The sequence below is a fragment of the Streptomyces sp. CA-142005 genome (assembly GCF_050942335.1).
In the GTDB taxonomy this organism is placed as follows: domain Bacteria; phylum Actinomycetota; class Actinomycetes; order Streptomycetales; family Streptomycetaceae; genus Streptomyces.
The window spans coordinates 6,690,665-6,716,042 of the sequence record NZ_CP192078.1 but is presented as its reverse complement, the minus strand read 5'-3'; the positions used below and the strand labels follow the sequence as shown (position 1 = coordinate 6,716,042).

The 25,378-nt window shown below is 71.0% G+C and carries 18 protein-coding genes and 3 pseudogenes; 11 read left to right on the top strand and 10 right to left on the bottom strand.

Features of this window, described 5'->3' with window-relative positions:
- Positions 1-76: 76 nt before the first annotated feature.
- Together ACQPXS_RS31425 and ACQPXS_RS31420 are read left to right on the top strand one after the other, a co-directional pair.
- On the top strand, positions 77-1,726 hold the full coding sequence (locus tag ACQPXS_RS31425; protein WP_433452639.1) for a M4 family metallopeptidase: 1,650 nt from the start codon (positions 77-79) through the stop codon (positions 1,724-1,726).
- A gap of 71 nt (positions 1,727-1,797) precedes the next feature.
- Entirely contained in the window at positions 1,798-2,319 is a 522-nt protein-coding gene (locus ACQPXS_RS31420) for a DUF1990 domain-containing protein (protein ID WP_433452638.1), read from the top strand.
- A 99-nt stretch (positions 2,320-2,418) separates the two neighbouring features.
- On the opposite strand, the pseudogene ACQPXS_RS31415 reads toward ACQPXS_RS31420, so the two are convergent.
- Both ACQPXS_RS31415 and ACQPXS_RS31410 read right to left on the bottom strand, forming a co-directional pair.
- Positions 2,419-3,273, bottom strand: a pseudogene (locus tag ACQPXS_RS31415) (hypothetical protein).
- Positions 3,259-3,582: pseudogene (locus ACQPXS_RS31410) on the bottom strand (ATP-binding protein); the annotation flags it as partial. The pseudogenes ACQPXS_RS31410 and ACQPXS_RS31415, both read right to left, overlap by 15 nt.
- A 92-nt stretch (positions 3,583-3,674) precedes the next feature.
- Between ACQPXS_RS31410 and ACQPXS_RS31405 the strand changes: the two are divergent.
- Positions 3,675-4,501 (top strand): annotated as a pseudogene (locus tag ACQPXS_RS31405) (helix-turn-helix domain-containing protein).
- Positions 4,502-4,504: 3 nt separating this feature from the next.
- A complete protein-coding gene (locus ACQPXS_RS31400) occupies positions 4,505-4,702 on the top strand; it encodes a DUF397 domain-containing protein (RefSeq protein WP_433452637.1) in 198 nt (65 codons plus the stop codon).
- Positions 4,703-4,711: 9 nt separating this feature from the next.
- Here the strand turns inward: ACQPXS_RS31400 and ACQPXS_RS31395 are convergent, their stop codons facing one another.
- Positions 4,712-7,330: a glycosyltransferase family 1 protein gene (locus tag ACQPXS_RS31395; RefSeq protein WP_433452636.1), complete on the bottom strand. Its 2,619-nt coding sequence runs from the start codon at positions 7,328-7,330 to the stop codon at positions 4,712-4,714.
- Positions 7,331-7,659: 329 nt separating this feature from the next.
- On the opposite strand from ACQPXS_RS31395, the gene ACQPXS_RS31390 reads away from it, so the two are divergent.
- The 5 genes from ACQPXS_RS31390 to ACQPXS_RS31370 all read left to right on the top strand — a co-directional run bounded on the left by ACQPXS_RS31390 (position 7,660) and on the right by ACQPXS_RS31370 (position 16,188).
- Entirely contained in the window at positions 7,660-9,813 is a 2,154-nt protein-coding gene (locus ACQPXS_RS31390; RefSeq protein ID WP_433452634.1) for an alpha-1,4-glucan--maltose-1-phosphate maltosyltransferase, read from the top strand.
- Positions 9,810-11,510: a maltose alpha-D-glucosyltransferase gene (treS, locus tag ACQPXS_RS31385; protein WP_433452633.1), complete on the top strand. Its 1,701-nt coding sequence runs from the start codon at positions 9,810-9,812 to the stop codon at positions 11,508-11,510. The genes ACQPXS_RS31390 and treS overlap by 4 nt, the downstream gene beginning before the upstream one ends.
- 88 nt (positions 11,511-11,598) lie before the next feature.
- Positions 11,599-12,981 carry a maltokinase N-terminal cap-like domain-containing protein gene (locus tag ACQPXS_RS31380; protein ID WP_433452631.1) on the top strand — a complete coding sequence of 461 codons (1,383 nt, stop codon included), beginning with the start codon at positions 11,599-11,601 and terminating at the stop codon, positions 12,979-12,981.
- Between the two features lie 78 nt (positions 12,982-13,059).
- Positions 13,060-15,264: a 1,4-alpha-glucan branching enzyme gene (gene glgB / locus ACQPXS_RS31375; RefSeq protein ID WP_433456039.1), complete on the top strand. Its 2,205-nt coding sequence runs from the start codon at positions 13,060-13,062 to the stop codon at positions 15,262-15,264.
- 84 nt (positions 15,265-15,348) lie between these two features.
- Complete coding sequence (locus tag ACQPXS_RS31370) at positions 15,349-16,188, top strand: hypothetical protein (protein WP_433452629.1); 840 nt, start codon at positions 15,349-15,351, stop codon at positions 16,186-16,188.
- Here the strand turns inward: ACQPXS_RS31370 and ACQPXS_RS31365 are convergent.
- The 4 genes from ACQPXS_RS31365 to ACQPXS_RS31350 form a co-directional block, all read right to left on the bottom strand.
- Positions 16,175-18,415 (bottom strand): HelD family protein, encoded by a 2,241-nt coding sequence (locus ACQPXS_RS31365; RefSeq protein ID WP_433456037.1) that lies wholly within the window; start codon positions 18,413-18,415, stop codon positions 16,175-16,177. The two genes, ACQPXS_RS31370 and ACQPXS_RS31365, sit on opposite strands and share 14 nt — an antisense overlap.
- A 169-nt stretch (positions 18,416-18,584) precedes the next feature.
- Entirely contained in the window at positions 18,585-18,917 is a 333-nt protein-coding gene (gene trxA, locus ACQPXS_RS31360) for a thioredoxin (protein ID WP_351800117.1), read from the bottom strand.
- Positions 18,914-19,342, bottom strand: coding sequence for a MerR family transcriptional regulator (locus ACQPXS_RS31355; protein WP_433452627.1), 429 nt, complete (start codon positions 19,340-19,342; stop codon positions 18,914-18,916). Before ACQPXS_RS31355 ends, trxA begins: the two co-directional genes overlap by 4 nt.
- 51 nt (positions 19,343-19,393) lie before the next feature.
- A complete protein-coding gene (locus tag ACQPXS_RS31350) occupies positions 19,394-19,909 on the bottom strand; it encodes an Lrp/AsnC family transcriptional regulator (RefSeq protein WP_433452626.1) in 516 nt (171 codons plus the stop codon).
- 45 nt (positions 19,910-19,954) lie between these two features.
- Here ACQPXS_RS31350 and ACQPXS_RS31345 point away from each other — a divergent pair, with 45 nt between their 5' ends.
- Positions 19,955-20,860: an NAD-dependent epimerase/dehydratase family protein gene (locus ACQPXS_RS31345; RefSeq protein WP_433452624.1), complete on the top strand. Its 906-nt coding sequence runs from the start codon at positions 19,955-19,957 to the stop codon at positions 20,858-20,860.
- A gap of 1 nt (position 20,861) precedes the next feature.
- Positions 20,862-21,755, top strand: a complete 894-nt coding sequence (locus ACQPXS_RS31340) for an aldo/keto reductase (protein ID WP_356310334.1) — start codon at positions 20,862-20,864, stop codon at positions 21,753-21,755.
- Positions 21,756-22,234: 479 nt separating this feature from the next.
- Here the strand turns inward: ACQPXS_RS31340 and ACQPXS_RS31335 are convergent, their stop codons facing one another.
- The 3 genes from ACQPXS_RS31335 to ACQPXS_RS31325 form a co-directional block, all read right to left on the bottom strand.
- Positions 22,235-22,765, bottom strand: coding sequence for an SMI1/KNR4 family protein (locus tag ACQPXS_RS31335; RefSeq protein ID WP_433452623.1), 531 nt, complete (start codon positions 22,763-22,765; stop codon positions 22,235-22,237).
- Complete coding sequence (locus ACQPXS_RS31330) at positions 22,765-23,529, bottom strand: DUF2127 domain-containing protein (RefSeq protein WP_356310330.1); 765 nt, start codon at positions 23,527-23,529, stop codon at positions 22,765-22,767. Before ACQPXS_RS31330 ends, ACQPXS_RS31335 begins: the two co-directional genes overlap by 1 nt.
- Positions 23,530-23,644: 115 nt before the next feature.
- A complete protein-coding gene (locus tag ACQPXS_RS31325; RefSeq protein ID WP_433452621.1) occupies positions 23,645-25,342 on the bottom strand; it encodes an MFS transporter in 1,698 nt (565 codons plus the stop codon).
- Positions 25,343-25,378 lie beyond the last annotated feature (36 nt).

Genomic DNA, 25,378 nt, shown 5'->3' with positions numbered 1-25,378 from the left:
CCCGCCGCAGAGCTTCACCCCACCTCCCCGGTCAGTAACCCCACGCCGACCGGACTCCCCACGAGAAGGAGCTTGCGTGACCCCCCTCTACACGCGTCACAAGCGCGCCACCCTGGCCATCGCCACCGCCGTCGCCGCCGGAGCCCTGCTCTCCACCGGCCTGACCGCCACCGCGACGGCCGCCGGCAAGAGCGGCCCGGCCCTCGCCGCGGCGCCGACCACGCTGTCCGCCGCCGCCCGCACCTCGCTGATACAGCAGGCGCAGGCCGGCGCCGCCGAGACCGCGCAGCAGATAGGCCTCGGCGCCAAGGAGAAGCTGGTCGTCAAGGACGTCGTCAAGGACGCCGACGGCACCCTCCACACCCGCTACGAGCGCACCTACGCGGGCCTTCCGGTGCTCGGCGGCGACCTGGTCGTCCACACCGCCAAGTCCGGCAAGACCCAGGGCGTCACCAAGGCGACCAAGGCCGCCATCAAGGTGGCCTCGCTCAAGCCGCAGATCTCCGCCGCCAAGGCCGAGAAGCAGGCGGTGTCCGCCGCGAGAACCCTCGGCTCCGCCAAGTCCGCCGCGGACGGCGCCCGCAAGGTGGTCTGGGCGGCGGGCGGCACGCCGGTGCTCGCCTACGAGACGGTCGTCGGCGGCCTCCAGGACGACGGCACCCCGAACCGGCTGCACGTCATCACCGACGCCGCCACCGGCAAGAAGCTCTTCGAGTACCAGGGCGTCGAGAACGCGACCGGCACCGGCAAGACCCTGTACTCCGGCACCGTCAGCCTCACCACCACGCAGTCGGGCTCGTCGTACACCCTGACCGACGCCTCCCGGGGCGGTCACAAGACCTACAACCTGGCCCACAAGACCGGCGGCAAGGGCACGCTGTACACCGACTCCGACAACGTCTGGGGCACGGGCACGGCCTCCAGCTCCTCGACCGACCAGACGGCCGGCGCGGACGCCGCCTACGGCGCCCAGGAGACCTGGGACTTCTACAAGAACACCTTCGGCCGCAGCGGCATCAAGAACGACGGCGTCGGCGCCTACTCCCGCGTCCACTACGGCAACTCGTACGTGAACGCCTTCTGGGACGACAGCTGCTTCTGCATGACCTACGGCGACGGCTCCGGCAACACCCACCCGCTGACCTCGCTCGACGTGGCCGGCCACGAGATGAGCCACGGAGTCACCTCCAACACCGCGGGCCTGGACTACTCGGGCGAGTCCGGCGGCCTGAACGAGGCGACCTCGGACATCTTCGGCACGGGCGTGGAGTTCTACGCCAACAACGCCTCCGACCCCGGTGACTACCTCATCGGCGAGAAGATCGACATCAACGGCGACGGCAGCCCGCTGCGCTACATGGACAAGCCCAGCAAGGACGGCGGCAGCGCCGACTACTGGTCCTCGTCGGTCGGCAACCTGGACGTCCACTACTCCTCGGGCGTGGCGAACCACTTCTTCTACCTCCTGTCGGAGGGCAGCGGTTCAAAGACGATCAACGGAGTGACGTACAACTCCCCGACGTCCAACGGCTCCACGGTCACGGGCATCGGCCGCGCCAAGGCGCTGCAGATCTGGTACAAGGCGCTGACCACGTACATGACGTCCACGACGAACTACAAGGCCGCCCGCACGGCGACCCTGAACGCCGCCAAGGACCTGTACGGCTCCGGCAGCACCGAGTACAACACGGTGGCCGCGGCCTGGTCGGCGGTCAACGTCAGCTGACGCGCGCGTAGCCGCGTACGGGCGGCACCCGGAAGGCAGGGCTTCCGGGTGCCGCCCTACCCTTGTGACCCATGTCCTCGGCGCCCTTCACCTACGAGCCGGTCGGCGCGACCCGCGACGACCTGACGTACTGCCCGCCCGGCTTCCACCCGATGCTCGTCCGCACCCGCCTCGGCGAGGGCCAGAAGCTCTTCCACCGGGCGGCCGAGGCGGTCCTCACCTGGGAGATGCACCGCGCCCTGGGTGTGGGCATCGACGCCACCGCCGACCGCGCGGCCCCCGGCGTGGACGTCACGGTCACCCTGGCCGCCCTGATCAAGGCCCCCTGCCGCATCGTCTGGACCACCGAGGAACCCCGCCGGGCCGGCTGGGCCTACGGCACCCTGCGGGGCCACCCCGAATGCGGCGAGGAGGCCTTCGTGGTCGACCGCACGGGCGACGGCACGGTCTGGCTGACGGTGGCGGCCTTCAGCAAGGGGGCCAAGTGGTACGCGCGGGCGGGCGGCCCGGCGACGCGGGGGTTGCAGCACGCGTATGCCCGGCGGTGCGGGGCGGTGTTGCGCAAGCTTTGCGCCGAATACGACGAAACCTGACGGCCCGAATCCGATCCACCAAGGAGACGATGGGCAGATCCGTTCCGTTACAGGCCCAAGGCACCGTTCCGAGAAGGGAGTGACCCAACGGCCACGTACTCACTCCGTGTCGAACAACTCCGCCGCATCCGTGGCATGCACGGCTCGCTGGGCCCACGCCTCGAGCTGGTCCAGGTCCGTGCAGGCCATCACGCGCTCACGGATGGAGTCGGGCACGGGGATGCCACGCCATTCCAAGATGCGCAGGGTCATCTCCTGGCGGTCCTGAATCCGGCCCTCCTCCCGTACCTGCTCGGCCAGCGGGTGTCGCCAGAAGTACTGGATCGCCGTCATCAGATCCCTCCACATCTGCTTCGCCTGGGGGTCGGCCAGGCAGGAGTCGACGAACTGCACGAAGACTGCGGCACTGTCGGGGTCGATGGTCCGCAGGGCGGTGGCCAGGGACTCCAGTATGGCCGCCGCTTGCGGTCCACGCCCGTGTGTCATGGCCGAGAGCACCGCAAGGGGGACGTCCTTCTCGGCCTGCCGCTCGTTCGCGATCACCGGCACGTTGTCCGGACCGAGGACGAGGGGTCGTACCGTCAGCGAGTGCCAGTCCCGGAAACCGAACCGGATCGGACGCGAGGCCCACTGGGCGGTCCTACTGCTCTGGGTGATGACGATCAGCACCGGCTCACAGCGGTACTTCTCGTACAAGTAGCTCAGTTAGTACGGCCAGCTGCCCCGCTTGCGCTCGTCCACCTTCCCCTGCGACTCCACCACCAGCAGATACGTGCCCTCGTCCGTCTCCGCCCGCAGCAGCGTGTCCACGCGGCGCTCGACCGGCTCGATCTCGGTGAGGTCGATGTTCAGCGCCGCGATCTCCCTCGGTTCGGGAAACGGCACGTGCAGGACCTTCTGTAACGCCTTCGTCAGCAGCGTTGGATCCTTCTGGAAGATCTTCACCAGCCCCAGACCCCGCCCGTCCTCCAGCTCCGCCACCTGCTCCAGCGGACGCGGCGGATCCGGCGGCGTCGGGTCGGTGTCCCACGCCCCGATCCACACCATCCCCTCCGGGGTACGACGCACCCTCAGCGCGGCCGGCCCCTTCGTGTGCCGCACGGCGTTCGACACCAGCTCCGCCGCCAGAAGTTCCGCCGTGTCCACCCGGCCGATCAACCCGTGCATGGTCAGGATCAGGCGCAGGGTGCGGCGGCAGACGGTCACGGCTCTGAGGTCGTTCGGGATGTAGAGCGTGTAGTCCCAGGTCTCGTTTTCGGGCATGCGTCATCGACTCCGGTCGGTGAAGGGGGATTCAGCGAGCGGTGGCATTGCCGCAGCCGTCATGGCAGGAGGGAGCGGTGCCCTTCCGCTGCGTGTGCGCTACAACGGCACGTCAGTTGCGCCTGGGGCTTGAACTGCGCAGACTCCGCGAGGCGGCCGGACTCACCGCCATCCAAGCGGCAGCACTACTCGGGATGAACAGGGCTCAGATCAGCCACATCGAGTCGGGACTCATCGGAGTGAGCGAGGAGCGGCTGCGTCGGCTCGCCTCCCATTACGCCTGTACGGACGGTGAGTTCATCGAGGCTCTGGTCGAGATGGCCACTGACAGGACACGCGGCTGGTGGGAGGAGTACCGAGGGCTCCTTCCCACGTCCTTCCTGGACCTGTCCGAGCTGGAGTACCACGCTCGATTCCTCCGCCACGTGGCCATTCTGTACGTGCCAGGCCTGCTGCAGACCGAGGACTACTCCCGTGCGGTCTTCTCGTCGAGGCTGCCGGAACTGACCGGCGAGGAACTTGAGTTGCGCATCCGACACCGGAAGGCGCGCCAGGAGTTCGCCATCCCGTACGAAGCGGTGATCCATGAGGCGGCGCTTCGGATCAGGGTCAGCGACCGGGCCACCTCAAGGGCCCAGCTCACCCGACTCCTCGAGCTCTCCGAAGCGGACCACATCACCGTGCGCGTCATCCCCTTCGACCTGGACGGCTTCGCACGAGTCTCCAGACGATGACGTACGTGGGCGGACCCTTTCCCAAGCTGGACACCGTGGTACGAGACGCGCCGTACGGTTCCGTCCTCATCGACTCAGAAGCTCGGCTCAGTGCCTATCGAACGCGCTTCCATATGCTGGAGGTTGTATCGCTTGAGCCCGATCGGTCGCGTGACTTCATTCACGAGCTGACGAAGGAGCTGTGAGGCATGAACCCCCTCGACAACTGGCGGAAGTCCTCCTACTCCGGAGAGGGTGACGGCAACGAATGCGTAGAGATGGCCACCACCCCCACCCACACCGCCATCCGCGACTCAAAGGACCCAGCCGTCGGCACCCTCACCTTCGCGGCCGGGTCCTTCACGCCCTTCATCGAAGCCCTGAAGGAGGCTCCCTCCTCGGTCTAGGCCCCACACTCACCGCAACAACACCCCCGCCCCCTCCACCACCTCCTCCGGCGGCACCGCCACCAGCCCCATCTCCGCGCTGGAGCCCAGCAACCGGTGCGCGGGCAGGATGCGTACCGTGTAGCCGTAGGGGCCAGTGCGGTCGAGGGCGAGGGGGCCCTCGTACAGCAGGCGGCCCTCCAGGTCGGGGGCGCCGGTCGGCTTCAAGGGGACCACCGTCGCGTCCGTGATGTGGTCCTCGGCGTCCACCCGGCCCGACACCGCCTGGACCTCGACGTCGTCCGGGGTCAGCTCGCCCAGGCCGACGCGGACCCTGAGCCCGACCGTCGTCCCCAACTCCGCCGTGGCCGTCGGCGCGGTCGTCTCCACGTGGTCGACGCTCACCCCGGACCAGGCGGCCCGGATCCGGGCCTTCCAGGCGGCCAGGTCGCTCGCCGTGTCCGGGGTCAGGGCGCGGTGGGCCTGCGCGGCGGGGACGTAGAGGCGGTCGACGTACTCGCGGACCATGCGGCCGGCCAGCACCTTGGGGCCGAGCAGGGTGAGGGTCTGGCGGACCATCGCGATCCAGCGGTCGGGCAGGCCGCCCCGGCCCTGCTCGTAGAAGCGCGGGGTCACCCGCTGCTCCAGGAGGTCGTAGAGCGCCGCCGCCTCGATGTCGTCGCGGCGGTCGGGGTCCGTGCCCACGCCGTCCGCCGTCGGGATGGCCCAGCCGAAGTCCGGCTTGAACCATTCGTCCCACCAGCCGTCGAGGACGGAGAGGTTCAGGCAGCCGTTCAGGGCGGCCTTCATGCCGCTCGTGCCGCAGGCCTCCAGAGGGCGCAGGGGGTTGTTCAGCCAGACGTCACAGCCGGGGTAGAGCTTCTGCGCCATCGCCATGCCGTAGTCGGGGAGGAAGACGATGCGGTGGCGGACCCGTGGGTCGTCCGCGAAGCGGACCAGTTCCTGGACCAGGCGTTTGCCGCTGTCGTCCGCCGGATGCGCCTTGCCCGCGACCACGATCTGCACCGGGCGGTCCGGATGCAGGAGCAGCTCCATCAGGCGGTCGCGGTCGCGGAGCATCAGCGTCAGGCGTTTGTACGACGGGACCCTGCGCGCGAAGCCGATCGTCAGGACGTCCGGGTCCAGTACCCCGTCGATCCAGCCCAACTCGGCGTCACCGGCGCCGCGTTGACGCCAGGAGGCCCGCAGCCGCTCCCTCACCTCCTGCACCAGCTGTTCGCGCAGGGTGCGGCGCAGCTCCCAGATCTCCTGGTCCTCGATCTCCGCCACCGAGTCCCAGCGCTCGGAGCCGCCGACGGTCAGCGCGTCCTCGGCCCGCTCGGAGCCCACCTGCCGGGCGCCGAGGCGCAGCACCTCCGGGGCCACCCAGGTCGGCGCGTGCACCCCGTTGGTCACGGAGGTGATCGGCACCTCCTCGGCGTCGAATCCCGGCCACAGTCCCGCGAACATCTCCCGGCTCACCTGGCCGTGCAGCAATGACACCCCGTTCGCCCGCTGGGCCAGCCGGAGCCCCATCACGGCCATGTTGAACAGGTTCGGCTCGCCGCCCGGGTAGGTCTCCATGCCCAGCGTCAGAATCCGCTGCACGTCGATGCCGGGCAGCTCGGCGTCCGCTCCGAAGTGCCGGGCGACCAGCTCCCGGTCGAAGCGGTCGATGCCGGCCGGGACGGGGGTGTGCGTGGTGAAGACCGTGCCGCCGCGCACCGCCTCCAGGGCCGAGTCGAAGTCCAGCCCGGCCGCCGCCAGTTCGGCGATCCGCTCCAGGCCCAGAAAACCCGCGTGCCCCTCGTTGGTGTGGAACACCTCCGGCCGCGGGTGCCCGGTGAGCCGGCAGTACGTCCGCACCGCCCGGACACCCCCTATCCCCAGCAGCATCTCCTGCAGCAGCCGGTGCTCGCTGCCTCCGCCGTAGAGCCGGTCGGTCACCCCGCGTTCGCCGAGGTCGTTCTCCTCCACGTCCGAGTCGAGCAGCAGCAGCGGCACCCGGCCCACCTGGGCCAGCCAGATCCGCGCGTGCAGCGCCTTGCCGCCGGGCAGGGCGAGCGCGACCCGCGCCAGGGAGCCGTCGGCCTCCTTCAGCTGGGTGAGGGGCAGCTCGTTGGGGTCCAGCACCGGGTAGTGCTCCTGCTGCCAGCCGTCGCGGGACAGGGTCTGCCGGAAGTACCCGTGCCGGTACAGCAACCCGACCCCGATCAGGGGTACGCCGAGATCGCTGGCCGCCTTGAGATGGTCGCCTGCGAGGATGCCGAGGCCGCCGGAGTACTGGGGCAGCGCGGCCGTGATGCCGAACTCCGGGGAGAAGTAGGCGACGGCCGCGGGCATGCCGTCCGCCTGGGTCTGGTACCAGCGGTCGCCGGTCAGATAGTCGTCGAGGTCGTCGGCGACCGCGGTGAGGCGGCGCAGAAAACGCCGGTCCCCGGCCAGCTCGGTCAGCCGCGCCGGCCGTACCCGGCCCAGTATCCGCACCGGGTCACCCCCGGCTGCGGCCCATGCCTCGGGGTCGACGGACTGGAACAGATCGCGCGTTTCCGCATGCCAGGACCAGCGCAGATTGCGCGCCAGGTCGCTCAGCGGCCGCAGGGGTTCGGGGAGAACGGGACGGACGGTGAACCGACGGATCGCCTTCACACTTCCACCTCGGACGCGTTGCGGAGTGAGACGCACGGCGCTGTACGTCTCGTCGTCACCCTCGACGGTAGTGGTTACCGGGGCGTCGGTGGGGACGCGTCCGGCGGGTGTCGGGGCGTTAGGGGGCGGCCTGCGGGCACCCGGACAAAGGAGGCCGGTCTTGTGGGTGGACATACGCGGGAGTAGTTAACAAAGTTCCGGATTGCCCACCCGAACAGGGTGGGAAGGCTCCTCCGGTACGACCCCACAGGCGTCCCACAGCACCTCCGCAGGACCCACCTCCCCACATCCATCCGCCCACACCCACGTTGACGCGGACAGGAGCGGTCATGCCCGCCACGCACCATTCCTCAGCACCCCCGACCAGCAGCAAGGCCACGCCAGCGGCAGCGAAGGCCGCGAAGAAGCCGGCCAAGAAAACAACGGGCAAGAAATCCGTAAAGGCCACCGCCGAGGTGCCCGGCCCGCCCGGTCCCGCCGATCCCCCGTCCGCCGCCGGGGAGAGCACCCTCGGCCGTATCCCCGTCCTCGACGTACGCCCCGTGGTCCAGCACGGGCGCAGGCCCGCCAAAGCGGTGACCGGTGAGTCGTTCGAGGTGTCCGCCACCGTCTTCCGGGAAGGGCACGACGCCGTCGCAGCGAACGTGGTGCTGCGCGACGCGGCCGGCCGGCCCGGGCCGTGGACGCCGATGCGCGAACTCGCCCCGGGCACCGACCGCTGGGGCGCCACCGTCACCGCGGGTGAACCGGGCCGCTGGACCTACACGGTGGAGGCCTGGTCCGACCCGGTCGCCACCTGGCAGCACCACGCCGGCATCAAGATCCCGGCGGGCATCGACACCGAACTGGTCCTGGAGGAGGGGGCGCGGCTGTACGAGCGCGCCGCCGCCGGCGTCCCGGAGGGGCAACGCCAGGTCCTCCAGGAGGCGGTGGCGGCCCTGCGGAACGAGAACCGCCCCGCCGCCTGGCGCCTCGCGGCGGCGCTGGCACCGGAGGTGCAGGACCTGCTGGCCCGGCATCCCCTGCGGGAGCTGGTCACCGCCTCCGATGCGATGCCGCTGCTGGTGGAGCGGGAGCGGGCCCTGTACGGCTCCTGGTACGAGTTCTTCCCGCGTTCCGAGGGCACGGCCGAGCAGCCGCACGGCACCTTCCGCACGGCCGCGCGCCGGCTGGAGGCGATCGCGGAGATGGGCTTCGACGTGGTCTATCTGCCGCCGATCCATCCCATCGGCACGACGTTCCGCAAGGGGCCCAACAACACGCTCACCGCCGGGCCGCAGGACGTGGGCGTGCCCTGGGCCATCGGCTCCCCCGAGGGCGGCCACGACGCCGTCCACCCCGCCCTCGGCACCATCGAGGACTTCGACTTCTTCGTCGGGAAGGCCCGCGAGCTGGGACTGGAGATCGCCCTCGACTTCGCGCTCCAGTGCTCGCCCGACCACCCCTGGGTGCAGAAACACCCCGAGTGGTTCCATCACCGCCCCGACGGCACGATCGCGTACGCCGAGAACCCGCCGAAGAAGTACCAGGACATCTACCCGATCGCCTTCGACGCGGACATGGACGGGCTCATCGCCGAGACCGTCCGCATCCTGCGGCACTGGATGAGCCACGGCGTGCGCATCTTCCGCGTCGACAACCCGCACACCAAGCCGGTGGTCTTCTGGGAGCGGGTGATAGGCGACATCAACGCTTCCGACCCGGACGTGATCTTCCTGGCGGAGGCGTTCACCCGGCCCGCGATGATGCACACCCTCGCCCAGATCGGCTTCCAGCAGTCGTACACCTACTTCACCTGGCGCAACAGCAAGCAGGAACTCACCAAGTACCTCAGCGAGTTGTCCGGTGAGGCGGCCTCCTACATGCGGCCGAACTTCTTCGCCAACACCCCGGACATCCTGCACGCCTACCTCCAGCACGGCGGCCGTCCCGCCTTCGAGGTGCGGGCCGTGCTCGCCGCGACCCTCTCCCCCGCCTGGGGCATCTACAGCGGCTACGAGCTGTGCGAGAACACCCCGCTCAGGGAGGGCAGCGAGGAGTACCTGGACTCGGAGAAGTACCAGCTCAAGCGACGGGACTGGGAGGCGGCCGCGCGTGAGGGCCGCACCATCGCGCCGCTCATCGCCAAGCTCAACGGCATCCGGCGCCGCAGCCCGGCCCTGCACCAGCTGCGTGACCTCCACTTCCACCACGCCGACAGGGACGCGGTGATCGCGTACTCGAAGCGGAGCGGATCGAACACGGTTCTGGTGGTCGCAAACCTCGACCCCCACGACACCCAGGAGGCCACGGTCTCGTTGGACATGCCGCAACTCGGCCTGGACTGGCACGAGTCCGTGCCGGTGCGCGACGAGCTCACCGGCGAGACCTACTACTGGGGCAGGGCCAACTATGTGCGCCTCGAACCGGGTCAAAGGCCCGCGCATGTCTTCACCGTCCTGCGACCGTCCAACCCGCAGATCGGGGGGTCACCCACAATATGATCGTCAATGAGCCCGTTCCGGACACCTTCGAGGACACTCCCGCAGGGGACCGGGACCCGGGGTGGTTCAAACGCGCCGTCTTCTACGAGGTCCTGGTCCGCTCCTTCCAGGACAGCAACGGCGACGGCATCGGCGACCTGAAGGGTCTGACCGCCAAGCTCGACTATCTGCAGTGGCTGGGGGTCGACTGTCTGTGGCTGCCGCCGTTCTTCAAGTCACCGCTGAGGGACGGCGGTTACGACGTCTCCGACTACACCGCCGTCCTGCCGGAGTTCGGTGACCTCGCCGACTTCGTGGAGTTCGTCGACGCCGCCCACCAGCGCGGCATGCGCGTGATCATCGACTTCGTCATGAACCACACCAGCGACCAGCACCCGTGGTTCCAGGAGTCGAGGCGGGATCCGGACGGTCCGTACGGCGACTACTACGTATGGGCCGACGACGACAAGCAGTTCCAGGACGCCCGGATCATCTTCGTCGACACCGAGGCCTCCAACTGGACGTACGACCCCGTACGCAAGCAGTACTACTGGCACCGCTTCTTCTCGCACCAGCCGGACCTCAACTACGAGAACCCGGCGGTGCAGGAGGAGATGATCTCCGCGCTGAAGTTCTGGCTGGATCTCGGCATCGACGGGTTCCGGCTGGACGCGGTGCCGTACCTGTACCAGCAGGAGGGCACCAACTGCGAGAACCTGCCGGCGACCCACGAGTTCCTGAAGCGGGTGCGCAAGGAGATCGACACCCAGTACCCCGACAAGGTGCTGCTGGCGGAGGCCAACCAGTGGCCGGAGGACGTCGTCGACTACTTCGGCGACTACGGCTCCGGCGGCGACGAGTGCCACATGGCCTTCCACTTCCCGGTCATGCCGCGCATCTTCATGGCCGTACGCCGGGAGTCCCGCTACCCCGTCTCCGAGATCCTGGCCAAGACGCCGGCCATCCCCTCCGGCTGCCAGTGGGGCATCTTCCTGCGCAACCACGACGAGCTGACCCTGGAGATGGTCACCGACGAAGAGCGCGACTACATGTGGGCCGAGTACGCGAAAGACCCGCGGATGCGCGCCAACATCGGCATCCGCCGCCGCCTCGCGCCCCTGCTGGACAACGACCGCAACCAGATCGAGCTGTTCACCGCGCTGCTGCTCTCGCTGCCCGGCTCGCCGATCCTGTACTACGGCGACGAGATCGGCATGGGCGACAACATCTGGCTCGGCGACCGGGACGCCGTGCGCACCCCCATGCAGTGGACCCCCGACCGCAACGCGGGTTTCTCGTCCTGTGACCCGGGACGCCTGTACCTGCCGACGATCATGGACCCGGTCTACGGCTACCAGGTCACCAACGTCGAGGCGTCGATGTCGTCGCCGTCGTCGCTGCTGCACTGGACCCGCCGCATGATCGAGATCCGCAAGCAGAATCCTGCCTTCGGACTGGGGTCCTACAACGAGCTGCAGTCCACCAACCCGGCCGTGCTCGCCTTTCTGCGCGAGTACGAGGACGACCTCGTGCTGTGCGTCCACAACTTCTCCCGCTTCGCCCAGCCCACGGAGCTGGACCTGAGCCGGTTCGGCGGGCGGCACCCGGTCGAGCTGTTCGGCGGGGTCCGCTTCCCGGCGATCGGCGAGCTGCCGTACCTGCTCACCCTCGCGGGGCACGGCTTCTACTGGTTCCGGCTGCGGCGGGAAGCGGCCTAGCTCCCCTGTGGTGGGGCGGTTTCCACCGCCCCACCCGGGGCACGCATCAGTAACACCCCGACGAACCCGGGGAAAGGACGTGACGCCCATGGCGGAAACGGTCACCTCTTCGGACACCACCCGTACCACCGGTCACCTCCTCGCTTCGCTCGATCCCCTGCTGCGCGAGTGGCTGCCGAGGCAGCGCTGGTTCGCCGGCAAGGGGCGCCCGGTCACCGGGTTCACACCCGTGGCCGTGACCGAACTGCTGCCACCCGACGGCCGGGTGGGCCTGTACCACCTGCTGCTGCGCGTCCACCAGCCGTCCACGCTGGGCGCCGAGACCCACCCGGGCGACTGCTACCAGCTGCTCATAGGCGTGCGCGAGGCGCTGCCGCCCCGGCTGGCGCCCGCGCTGATCGGACATGTGGAGGACGGGCCGCTCGCCGGACGCACGGTGTACGAGGCCCTGTACGACCCCCGGCCCGCCGAGGTGCTTCTGGAGGCCCTGCGCACCCGGGCCCGCATCGGCGGGCTGCGTTTCGAGCGGGACCCGCGCCAGGAGATACGCGAGGGCCTGGTGGCCCGGCTGATGACCGCCGAGCAGTCCAACTCCTCGGTGGTCTACGGCGATACGTTCATCCTGAAACTGCTGCGCCGGGTGGTGCCCGGCGTCAACCCCGACCTGGAGATACCCCTGGCGCTGGCCCGCGAGGGCTGCCCCCGGGTGCCCGCGCCGACGGCCTGGCTGCACGCCGAGCTGGGCGAGGAGTCGTATGTGCTGGCGGTGCTCCAGCCCTTCGTCAGCGGGGCGAGCGACGGCTGGGAGCTGGCGCTGCGCGAGCTGGCCAAGGGCGAGGACTTCGCCGCCGAGGCGCGGGGGCTGGGCCGGGCCACCGCCGAGGTGCACACCGCGCTCGCCCGCGCCCTGCCGACGGTCACCCTCGGTCATGTGCAGCTGCAGTCGCTGGCCGACGGGATGACCGAGCGGCTGGCGGCGGCCGTCCAGGCGGTGCCCAGCCTGCGGCCGTACGAGGACGGACTGCGCTCGGCCTACGCGGCGCTGGCCTCCCTCGCCACCGAGGGCCGCACCTGGACCGCCCAGCGGATCCACGGGGATCTGCACCTGGGCCAGTGCCTGCGCTCCCCGTCCGGGGAGTGGTCGCTGATCGACTTCGAGGGCGAGCCGGCCCGGCCGGCCGCCGAACGCCGGATGCCGCAGCCGCCGGTGCGGGACATCGCGGGGATGCTCCGCTCCTTCGACTACGCGGCCCACTCCGTGACCCCGCCCGCGCCGGACTGGGCGCGCGTGTGCCGGGCCGCCTACTGCTCCGGGTACGCGGAGGTGGCCGGCCGCGATCCGCGCACCGATCCGGTGCTGCTGCGGGCTTACGAGACCGACAAGGCGGTCTACGAGACCGTCTACGAGGCCCGGCACCGCCCCGACTGGCTGCCCGTACCGCTGTCGGCGATCCGTCGCCTCGCCGCGTGAAGACCAGGAGGCTCGTCCGTGACCCCGAAGGGCAAGAAGCACACCAAGACCAGGGAGAAGACCGTCCCCCGGCAGAAGGTGCCGGCGCACGAGCGGCCGGCGGCCGGTGTCTCACCCGCCGACCGTGAGCGGCTGCTGCACGGCACCCACCACGCCCCGCACTCGGTGCTGGGCGCGCATCCGGTGCCCGGAGGCGTGGCCTTCCGGGTCTTCAGGCCGTACGCGCTGTCCGTCACGGTCGTCACCGGCGAGCTGCACGCCGAACTGCACGACGACGGCGACGGGTTCTTCTCGGGGCTGCTGCCGCTGGGAGCCGTTCCGGAGTACCGGCTGCTGGTGGCGTACGAGGGGAACGTCCTGGACACCGAGGACCCCTACCGGTTCCTGCCCACCCTCGGCGAGCTGGACCTGCACCTGATCGGCGAGGGCCGGCACGAGCAGCTGTGGCGGGCGCTCGGCGCGCACGTCACCACCCATCAGGGGGTGTCCGGGACCCGCTTCGCGGTGTGGGCGCCCGACGCGCAAGGTGTACGGGTCACGGGCGGCTTCAACTTCTGGGACGGGACCGGCTTCCCGATGCGCTCGCTGGGCTCCTCCGGGGTGTGGGAGCTGTTCGTGCCGGCGATCGGCGCGGGCGAGGTGTACAAGTTCGAGATCACCCGCCCGGACGGCTCGCGCACCCTGCGCGCCGATCCGCTGGCCCGCCGTACGGAGGCGCCGCCCGCGACCGCGTCGATCGTGGACGTCTCGCGGCACGAGTGGGCCGACGCGGAATGGATGGCGCACCGGGCCGACACCCCGGTGCACGCGGCGCCCTTCTCCGTCTACGAGGTCCACCTGCCCTCCTGGCGCCCCGGCCTGACCTACCGGCAGCTGGCCGAGCAGCTCCCGGCGTACGTACGGGAGATGGGCTTCACGCACGTGGAGCTGATGCCGGTCGCCGAGCACCCCTTCGGCGGCTCCTGGGGCTACCAGGTCACCGGTTTCTACGCCCCGACGGCCCGGCTCGGCACCCCCGACGACTTCAGGTACCTGGTGGACCGGCTGCACCAGGCCGGCATCGGAGTGCTGATGGACTGGGTGCCGGCGCACTTCCCGCGCGACGACTGGGCGCTGGCCGAGTTCGACGGGCGCCCGCTGTACGAGCACCACGATCCGCTGCGGGCCGCGCATCCGGACTGGGGCACCCTGGAGTTCGACTTCGGCCGCCGGGAGGTGCGCAACTTCCTGGTGGCGAACGCCGTGTACTGGTGCGAGGAGTTCCACATCGACGGGCTGCGGGTGGACGCCGTCGCCTCCATGCTCTACCTGGACTACTCGCGCGAGCCGGGCCAGTGGACCCCGAACGAGCACGGCGGCCGGGAGAACCTGGACGCCGTCGCCTTCCTGCAGGAGATGAACGCGACCGTGTACCGGCGTTGCCCGGGCGTGGTGACCATCGCCGAGGAGTCGACGGCCTGGGACGGCGTCACCCGCCCCACCCACCACAAGGGTCCGAGCGGCTTCGGCGGGCTCGGCTTCGGCCTGAAGTGGAACATGGGCTGGATGCACGACTCCCTGGAGTACATGACCCACGAGCCGGTGCACCGCAAGTACCACCACCACGAGATGACCTTCTCGATGGTGTACGCCTACAGCGAGAACTACGTCCTGCCCATCTCCCACGACGAGGTCGTGCACGGCAAGCGGTCCCTGGTGTCGAAGATGCCCGGCGACTGGTGGCAGCAGCGGGCCAACCACCGCGCCTACCTGGCCTTCATGTGGGCCCACCCCGGCAAGCAACTGCTCTTCATGGGGCAGGAGTTCGCGCAGGGCGCCGAGTGGTCCGAGGCGTACGGCCCCGACTGGTGGCTGCTCGACCCGTCCTACGGCGCCGAGGCCGACCACCGGGGCGTACGGGATCTCGTACGGGACCTGAACGCGCTGTACCGGGCGACCCCGGCCCTGTGGCAGCAGGACACCGACCCGGCGGGCTTCCAGTGGATCGTCGGGGACGCGGCGGACGACAACGTCTTCGCCTTCCTGCGCCTGGACGCCGACGGCAACCCGCTGCTCGCGGTCTCCCACATGTCCCCGGTGGTCCGCCACGACTACCGGCTCGGGGTCCCCGAGGACGTACCCGCCTGGCACGAGTCGCTGAACACGGACGCCGCGCGGTACGGCGGCGGCGACGTCACCAACCCCGACATCGTCAAACCGGAGCCGCAGGGATGGCACGGCCGCCCGGCGAGCATCCGGCTGACCCTGCCCCCGCTGGCCACGGTCTGGCTCCGGCCCGCCTGACCGGGTGGGCCGCGCCTTATAGTGCACTCGGATCGACTTGGGTGCGCCACGGGGGGATTGAGGCACGTGCGAGTCCGGAGATCGGTGACCGCTGTGCTGTGCGCCGTGGCCGTCCTGCTGCTGGGCGGCTGCGGCACACGGGTGGCCGGAGGGGCCTCGCCCACGCGGACCGGGCCGATCCCGTGGACCACCTTCGGGCCTTCCGGAGTCACCGGTGCCCGGATCGGCGCCGACCACCGCACGCTGAGCCTGGACACGCGCGTGCCGAGCGGCGAGCACCCGTGCGTGCGGGACCTCAAGGCGGTGGACACCGACGCCGAGTACGGCACGGTGCCGGGCACCGTGCATGTGCAGATCACCTTCAGCTCCCCGTCCGGTGACAGGCGTTCCGGGTGCACCAGGGAGAAGACGGCCACGGTCCGGGTACGGCTGCCCGAGCCTCTGGGCAAGCGGGAGCTGGTGGTCGACAACGACATCGTCTTCACCGCCGACGGCGCCAGGCCGCCCGCGCTGCGGCTGTGCGGGGAGCTCGGCTGCCACCCGCCGGCCACGGGCTGCACCACCGCCTCCTACGAGCAGGCGATGATCACCGTCGACGCCCCCATGCACTCCTACCGGGACGCCGCGCACTGCGACGGAAAGTGGCTGGTGCTCGACTTCTCCTGGCGCACCGGACCGGCGTGCGACGCCGACGACAAGAACCCCGCCTGCACGTCCCGCCTCGGTGACCGCTACTTCTTCCGGGCCGAGCGCGCCGGCTGGAAGCCGTTCTTCGAGAGCGCGGCCGGCGGGTGCCGGGCCGTGCAGCACAGGGAACCGGCCTTCCCGACCGCGCTGTGCGCGTCGCTGGAGCCGCTGTCCCCCGCGCTGCACCCGAGCTATCCGCCGCCGTCGCCCGGCGGCGGTTCCCCTACTCCCCGGTGACGCCCGCGGCCAGCGCCTCGGGCAGCTCGTCCCTGTACAGCACCCCGAGCCGCTGGGTGGCGCGGGTCAGGGCGACGTAGAGGTCGCTGGTGCCGTAGTCGCCGGGCTCCACCACCAGGACCGAGTCGAATTCGAGGCCCTTGGCCTGGCGGGGGTCGAGCAGCACGACCGTACGGGTCAGATCGGGCTCCGCGCCCGCCGTGACGCCGTCCAGCCGGGCGGCCAGCGAGCGGTGCAGCCCGCGCGGCGCGATCACGGCGAGCCGCCCCTCGGCCGGGGTGAGTTCGGCGACCGCCTTGGCCACGGCCTCGGGCAGATCGCCGTCGGCCCGCCGCACCCAGGGCCGTACCCCGGTCGACCGGACCGAGCTCGGCGGCTCGAAGTCCGGGTTCTCGGCGCGGACCACGGCCGCGGCCAGCTCCATGATCTCGGCCGGGGTGCGGTAGTTGACGCCGAGCCGGGTGTGCTCCCAGCGGTCCTCCACATAGGGGGCGAGGATGTCCGCCCAGGAGCCGACACCGGCCGCCTCGGCGGTCTGGGCGGGGTCGCCGACCAGGGTCATCGAGCGGGTCGGGCTGCGCCGCATCAGCAGCCGCCAGGCCATCGGCGACAGCTCCTGCGCCTCGTCCACGATGATGTGCCCGAACGCCCAGGTCCGGTCGGCCGCGGCGCGCTCGGCGGCGCTGCGGTGGTCCGCCTCCTCGTGCCGCTCGGCGAACCGCTCGGCGTCGATGATGTCGTGGGCGGACAGCACCTCCGACGCCTCCGGGTCGCTGTCCTCCTTGTCCTCGAACTCGTAGGTCCGGGAGGCGTACGACACGTCCAGCACGCCCTGCGCGTAGGCGATCTGGGTCTCGCGCTCGCGCTCCGCGCGGGCCCGCGCCCACCGGTCGTCCTCGCCGAGGAGTTCGGCGGCCTCGTCGAGGAGGGGCACGTCGGCGACGGTCCAGGCACGGGTCACCGGGCGCCGGACGGCGGCCGCGTCCTCCTCGCTCAGGTAGCCGTCGGGTTCGGCGAGGAAGTCGGCGACCAGCCGCTGCGGGGTGAGCCGGGGCCACAGCTGGTCGACGGCGTTCCACACCTCGGGGTTCTCGGCGAGTTCGTCGCGGATCTGGGTGATGTCGGAGGCGTCGAGCAGGCTGGAGCCGTCGTACGGGTCGGTGCCGACGCGTTCGGCATACAGCTCGGTGAGGGTGTTGAGGATGTGGCCCTCGAAGTGCTCGCGAGCGGCGTTGTGCGGCAGCTTGGCGGCCCGGGTGCGCTCACGGGCGACGGAGACCAGGCCGTCGTCGAGCATCAGGACCTCGCGGTCGTGCCCGATCGCGATGACCGGGTCCGGCAGGGCCTGCCGGTCGCGTACGACGGCGGCGAGCACGTCGGCCATGTCGGCGCGGCCCTTCACGGCGGCCGCCTCGGGGGTGTCGGCGGTGGTCGCCTTCACGCCGGGGAACAGCTCGCCGACCGTGGCCAGCAGCACCCCGGTCTCACCGAGGGAGGGCAGCACCTCGCCGATGTAGCCGAGGAAGGCCGGGTTGGGGCCGACGATCAGCACGGCCCGGCGGGCCAGCAGCTCCCGGTGCTCGTAGAGGAGGTAGGCGGCGCGGTGCAGCGCGACCGCGGTCTTGCCGGTGCCGGGCCCGCCCTCGACCACCAGCACCCCGCGGTGCGGCGCCCGGATGATCTCGTCCTGCTCGGCCTGGATGGTCTGCACGATGTCGCTCATGCGGCCGGTGCGCGCCGAGTTCAGCGCGGCCAGCAGCACGGCGTCCCCGTTGTGGTCCTCGTACCCCGTGCGGGTGGCGTCGCCGAGGTCGAGGATCTCGTCGTGCAGGGAGGTCACGGTCCGGCCCTCGGTGCCGATGTGCCGGCGGCGGCGCAGGCCCATCGGGGTGTGACCGGTGGCCAGGTAGAAGGGCCGGGCGACGTCGGCCCGCCAGTCGATGAGGACGGGGGTGCGCTCGGCGTCGTCCTCGCGCAGCCCGATCCGGCCGATGTGGTGGGCGGTGCCGTCGGCCAGGTCGATCCGGCCGAAGCAGAGCGAGCCGTCGACGGCGTTCAGCGCGGCGAGCAGCCCCGAGCGCTCGGCGACCAGGATGTCCCGCTCCAGCCGGGCCTGCATGGGCTTGTCGCCCTGGGCGAGCGCGTCCGCGACCGAGGTCTCGGCCGCGCCGCGCAGTACGTCCACGCGCGCGTACAGTCCGTCGATGAATTCCTGCTCATGCCGCAATTCATCGTCCGGAAATTCGGTGTTTGACAATTCCGCTCCCGCCCGGATATACTCTGCTCAGTGAACTTCTCCGCGGCTTCGCCCAATTGAAGTCGCGAACCACTGAATATACGCACAGAAATCCCCCGAGCGCAATTGCTCAGGGGATTTTTTCGTGGGCGGCCGTGCTTTACAGCACGTCGGCCAGCTCTTCCATGAGGCGCCGCTTGGGCCGCGCCCCCACCATCGACCGCACCGGCTCACCGTCCCGGAAGACCATCAGGGTCGGCGTGGACAGCACCCCGTAGGCGACCGTCGTCCCCGGATTGCGGTCGACGTCGATCTGCACGACCTTCAGCCGGTCTCCCTCCTCGAAGGCGATGTCCTTCAGCACCGGCGCCAGCTGCCGGCACGGACCGCACCAGTCGGCCGTGAACTGCACCAGCACCGGCAGCTCGGAGCCCCGCACCTCCGTCTCGAAATCCGCGTCCGTCACCTCGGTCAGTCCGCTCACCAAGCTCATCGCGCAAACCCTCCCAGCTCGCATGCGGGCTCCGGGCCACCCGGAACCAGCGCCTCGACGGCCAGCGCGTCCCGCGCCCGCTCGGCCCGCCGCAGCTGCCCGGCGACCGTCTCCCGCACCGCCGACAGCTGCCCGATCAGCGCGTCCAGCTCCGCCAGCTTGCGCCGGTAGACCTGGAGCGAGGCCGGGCAGGAGTCGCCCTCCGGATGCCCGGCGCGCAGGCACTCCACGAAGGGCCGCGTCTCCTCCAGCTCGAAGCCGAAGTCCTGCAGCGTCCGGATCTGCCGCAGCAGCCTGAGGTCGCTCTCGTCGTAGGTGCGGTGTCCCTTGTCGTCACGCCGTGCGGGCAGCAGCCCCCGTGCCTCGTAGTAGCGCAGGGTGCGGGTGCTGGTCCCGGCCCGTGCGGCCAGCTCGCCGATTCGCATGCCTACGACCGTAGGTGTTGACGTCGGCGTCAAGGCAAGCGGTGCCTCGCGTCAGTCCGGCGGCAGGAGCGGTTTGTGGCGCACCGGCGAGGACAGCACGACGGACGTCGTGGTGCGGCCCAGCGCCGAGGTCTGCTCCAGAACGTCCTCCAGGTGAACGGTGTCGGTGACGGCGACCTTGAGGATCCAGCAGTCCTCACCGACCACGTGGTGCACCTCGATGATCTCGGGCCGCTCGATCAGCTCCAGGGTCCTCGGGTGCTTGAGGGTGTAGCCGCCGTGCGGATCGACCCGGATGAAGGCCTGGATGCCGTAACCGAGCCGGGCGGACGCGACCCGGGCGCCGTACCCCTCGACCACTCCGGCCGCCTCCAGCCGGCGCACCCGCTCCGCGACGGCCGCCGGGCTCAGGCTGACCTGCCGGCCCAGCTCGCTGAGTTTGATCCGCCCGTCGGTCTGCAGCAGTTGGAGGATCTGCCGGTCCACCGCGTCGAAGGCCACCGGTGTTTCGTTGGCGACGGCCCGCAGATGCCGTGGTTCTTTCGGTGCGGTGGCCGTATCTCCCATGTCTCCCCCTTCAGGACCTGTGTGCCGGCCCGGAGAATTATGGTCATGACAAAGGCACGAGAGGTACTGGTCATCGGCGGGAACCGCTATTTCGGCAAACGGCTGATCGGGCGGCTGCTGGCGGCGGGTGACCGGGTGACGGTCCTCAACCGGGGTTCGGTGGCCCCGCCGCCCGGCGCGGAGCACCTGGTGGCCGACCGCGACGACGAGAGCGCGCTGGCCGAGGCGATCGGCACCCGCGCATTCGACGTCGTTCTCGACCAGGTCTGCTACACGCCGCGCCAGGCGGCGATCGCCCGCCGGGTCTTCGCGGGCCGCACCGGCCGCTATGTGATGACCTCGACGGTGGAGGTGTACGAGCACGAGGATTCCCCGGTGCCGGTCCCGGAGAGTGCGGTCGATCCGGGCAGCGTCGCGGTGGACCCGGAACTCCCCTGGGACGACCCGGAATTCACCGAGGCGCACTACGGCGAGGGCAAGCGGCAGGCGGAGGCGGTGCTCACGGGCGCCGACTTCCCCGTGGCCACGGTGCGCGTGGCGCATGTCCTCGGCGGCGCGGACGACTTCACGGGCCGCCTCGACCACTACGTGGACCGCATCCGCACCGGCGCCCCCATCGCCGTACCGCCCATGGCGCAGCCGGCGACGTACATCCACGTGGAGGAGATCACCGACTTCGTGTTCTGGGCGGTGGGCGAGGACTTCACGGGGCCGGTCAACGCGGCCTCGCACGGAGAGCTGACGGTGCGGGAGCTGTGCGAGACGGTCGCGGCCCGGCTCGACGGCAGGACGCCGGTGTTCGAGGTGACGGACGGCGCCGCCTCCCCCTTCGCCGTCCGCCGCCGTTACGCCATGGACAACTCCCGGGCAGTGCGGCTCGGTTTCGCCTTCGGGGACGTGCGGGAGTGGCTGCCGAAGGCCGTCTCCGAGACGCTCGGAAAGGAGGGCTGACGTGCGCCACCGCATTCTCGGCGGACTGCGGGTGAGCGCGGTCGGGCTCGGCGCCATGCCGCTGTCCATCGAGGGCCGGCCGGACGAGAGCCGTGCCCTGGCCACGATCCACGCCGCACTGGACGCGGGCGTGACCCTGCTGGACACGGCCGACTCCTACCACCTGCCCGGCCGGGCTCCCGGCCACAACGAACGTCTCCTCGCCCGCGCCCTCGCGGCCTACGGCGGCGACACGGACGGCGTCCTGGTGGCCACCAAGGGCGGCCGGGGCCGCCCCGCCGACGGCAGCTGGACGGTCACCGGCACGCCCGCACACCTCAAGGCGGCCGCGGAGGCTTCCCTGAAGCGGCTCGGGGTCGAGGCCATCGGCCTCTACCAGCTGCACAAGCCGGACCCGGCCGTGCCCTTCGAGGAGTCCGTCGGCGCCCTGCGCGACCTGCTGGACGAGGGCAAGATCCGGCTGGCGGGCCTGTCGAACGTGACGTCCGACCAGATCCTGCGGGCCCGTACGATCCTCGGCGACCGTCTGGCCTCGGTCCAGAACCGCTACTCCCCCGAGGTCCGCGACAGCGATCCGGAACTGCGGCTGTGCGCGGAGCTGGGGCTGGCGTTCGTGCCGTGGAGTCCGCTCGGCGGGATCTCGCGCAGCTCGCTGGACGGGCCGTCGGGCCTGGCGGGCGACGGCCGTTTCGCCGCCTTTCACGAGGTGGCGCTGGAGCGTGGGGTGACGCCCCAGCGGGTCTGCCTGGCCTGGCTGCTGTCGCTCTCCCCCACCGTGGTCACGATTCCGGGCGCGAGCCGCCCGGAGACGATCAGGGACTCGGCGGGCGCGGCGGACCTGGTGCTGACGGAGGAGGAACTGACGCGGCTGACGGCCGCCGCGCCGGCCCGGTGAGACCCCGCGCCCCCGTGATCACCGCTCAGCGACAGAACTCGTCGAGACCCTCGGCGAACGACGGGAACTCCGCCCCGGCCGAGGCGACGATCTCCGGGACCGGGCGGCGCCGGCTGGTCGCGTGGCGGGCGGCGAGACCCGCCAGGGCCGGGGCCGGGCGGGCGGCCCAGGCCTGCCCGGCAGCAGAACCTCCCGGGCCGGCGCGGCGGACCTGGTGCCGACGGAGGAGGAACTGACGCGGCTGACGACCGCCGCGCCGGCCCGGTGAGACCCCGCGCCCCCGTGATCACCGCTCAGCGACAGAGTTCGTCGAGACCCTCGGCGAAGGACGGAAACTCCGCCCCGGCCGAAGCGACGGCCTCCGGGACCGAACGACGCGGGCTGGACGCATGACGACGGCGAGACCCGCCAAGGCCGGGTCCGGACAGGCGATCCAGGCCTCCTCGGCAGCAGGGCCTCCCGCGCCCCGTGAACACCGCTCAGCGACAGAGTTCGTCGAGGTCCTCGGCGAAAGACGGGAACTCCGCCTCGGCCGAGGCGACGATCTCCGGGGCCGGGCGGCGCGAGGTGGTCGCGTGGCGGGCGGCGAGGCCCGCCAGGGCCGGGTCCGGGCGGGCGGTCCAGGCCTCCTCGGGCAGCAGGGCCTCCCGGGGGCCGTAGCCGTCGGCCAGGACCCACAGGAAGTCGGACAGGTTCCCCGCGACGACACCGGCCTCGCCCTCGGAGCCCAGGAACACCACCGGCTGCTCGGCCAGGCGCCGCCCCGGCCGGGTGCACCACACGGCGGCGAGACCACCGGAACCGTCCTTGCCGAAGACGCGGTAGGCGCCGCCGTCGACGTCGGGGTTGCCGGTCCACAGCCGCAGCCAGTGGGTGGTGTCCTCGGCGGAGTCGAAGGCGTCGTACGGCTCGAAGTCGACCCCGTTGCCGTCGTCGTAGTCGAAGCTCGCCTCGGCCACCTCCGCCAGGGCGGGAGGCAGACGGCGGTCGTCCTCAGGCTCGACGCGCATCACACGGCCACCCCCGCCGACTCCTCGACCTCCATCAGGGAGGCGCTGTGCCGCTCCTCGTCGAAGGCCCTGCGGCCGCCGCGGAGGCCGAACAGGCGCTTGGCCAGGGCGATGTAGAGGACCGCGAGGATGTTCAGGACGAGGGTGGCGATCTTCAGGTAGCTGACCTTCTCGGTGAGTTCGTAGATCTCCAGGGGGAGGAAGGCGGCGGTGGCGACCACCGTCAGGTACTCCGCCCAGCGCTTGGCGTACCAGAGGCCGACCGCCTCGATGAGCTCGATCAGCGCGTAGGCCAGCAGCAGGGCGGCGACCAGCAGCAGCGTGGAGTGCTTGTAGCCGAACGCCTTCTGGATGGAGCCGACGACCGGCGAGTGGTCGAGGTCGTAGTGGAAGTGCCGGAAGACCGGACGGAAGACGTCCAGGTACTCGTTGAACAGCCGCCGCACCGCGTACTGGCTGTTGCTGAACTTCCACACCGCCACCGCGACCAGCACGATGAACACCCCGCGCACGGCCCGCTCGATCGCGAGGAAGCGCAGGATGAACAGGTCGCGGAGGACCTTGCCGCGCGGCACCAGCGGGGCGTCAGCGGCCGGTCCCGAGCCGTGCGGCTCCCCCAGCACGAAGTCACCGCAGCGCAGGCAGCGCCAGACCTCCCCGAGGGCGGTCTCGGCGTGCAGCCGGATGCGCAGCCGGGGGTCGTCGGGCGCGTAGGTCACATGGCCCTTGCGCGCGCAGGTCCGCCGGTCCCAGTCGATCTTCATTCCCCCGTGCCTCCACTTACACGTACTGACTCGTCACACGTATCCGATGCCACGCACGAACGTGCCGTTCCGGTTGCTCCGGAGCGGCACGTTAGTGGATGGAGGCGGGAATCGGTCAGCCGGCCGAGCTGTGCGCCAGTTCCTTCTCCTCGGTCGTCACCTCCGGCGCGGCGGCTTCACGGCGCGGCAGCAGGACGGCCACCAGGACCGTGCCGATGCCGAGGATCACCGCGCCGACCAGGCTGGTGTGCGCGACGGCGGCGGAGAAGGAGGAGCCGACCGCGTCCGCCGTCTGCCGGGCGCCGGAGGCGAGTTCGGCGGCCTGCTGCCTGAGCTGTGCGGCCTGCCGGGGGTCGGTGGCCTGTGCCGCCTGTGCGGCCAGTGCGTGGGCCTTGTCGCCGATGCCCTGCGCGACCGCGTACCCGGCGCCGACCGAGTCCTGCGCGGTGTCCAGGGCGTTCGCCGGGAGCTTGCTGCCCGCGGTGGTGTCGCCGAGGTGGTTGCCGTACGACGTGGCGAGCAGCGAGCCGAGGAGCGCGATGCCGAGGGAGCCGCCGAGCTCCAGCGAGGTGTCGTTGACCGCGCCGCCGACGCCCAGCTCGGACTCCGGGAAGGCGCCCATGATGGCGTCGGTGCAGGGCGAGAGGGCGAGGCCGATGGCGAGGCCCAGGATGATCAGGGGCGCCAGGAAGTCGGCGTACGTCGAGGCCGCGTCGACCCGGGTCAGCAGGGCCAGGGCCGTCGTGCCGCCGACCATGCCCGCGGTGACGGTCCACTTCATGCCGACGCGCGGGGTGAGCCAGCCGGTCAGCGCCGACCCGGCGAAGACCGCGCCGGCCAGCGGCAGCATCCGTACGCCGGTCTCCAGGGCGTCGTAGCCGAGGACGAACTGCAGGTGCTGGGTGAGGTAGTAGAAGGCGCCGAAGACGGCCAGGAAGAACAGGGCGACGGCCAGGTTGGAGGCGGCGAAGCGGCGGGTGGTGAAGCGGCGCACGTCGAGGATCGGGCGGGGGTGGCGCAGCTCCCGGGCGACGAAGGCGACCAGGCCGATGCCCGCGACCACCGCCGCCGTGACGGCCTTGACGCCCCAGCCGAAGTGCGGGCCCTCGATGATCATGTAGACCAGCGAGCCGGTCCAGATCACCGACAGCAGTCCGCCGACGTAGTCGATGCGGTCGTGGTGTGGGGGCACCCCCGGTCGAAGACTGGGGGACCTGGAGGGCGGGACCAGGACGAAGGCGGCGGCGAGAGCCACGGCCGCGACGGGCACGTTGATCAGGAAGGTCGAGGACCAGCCGTGGTCGCGCAGCAGGGCTCCGGCGACCACCGGTCCGGCGGCGATGGCGAGCCCGGCGGTGGCGGTCCACAGGGTGATCGCCTTGGCCCGCTCGGCGCGTGGGAAGGTCGCGGCGAGCAGGGAGAGCGTGGCGGGCATGATGAGCGCCGCGCCGACGCCCATCACGGCGCGGGCCGCGATGACGGTCGCCGCGCTGTCGGCGAGGTAGCCGAAGACGGCACCGCCGCCGAAGACGAGCAGCCCGAGGACGAGCGCGCCGCGCCGGCTGTACTTGTCGCCGATGGCGCCGAGCAGCAGCATCAGCGCCGCGTAGGGGACGGTGTAGCCGTCGATCACCCACTGCAGGTCGGCGCCGGAGAGGCCGAGGTCCTTCGTCATGTCGGGTGCGGCGACCGTGAGGGCGGTGTTCGCCATCACGATGATCAGCAGGCTCAGGCAGAGCACGAGCAGTGCCCACCAGCGCCGGGCGTAGGGGCGCTCCATCTTCTCGACCGGTTCGGTCATGACGAGTCGCATGGCAGGGGTCGCCTTCCTCGGTGCGCGACGAGAACG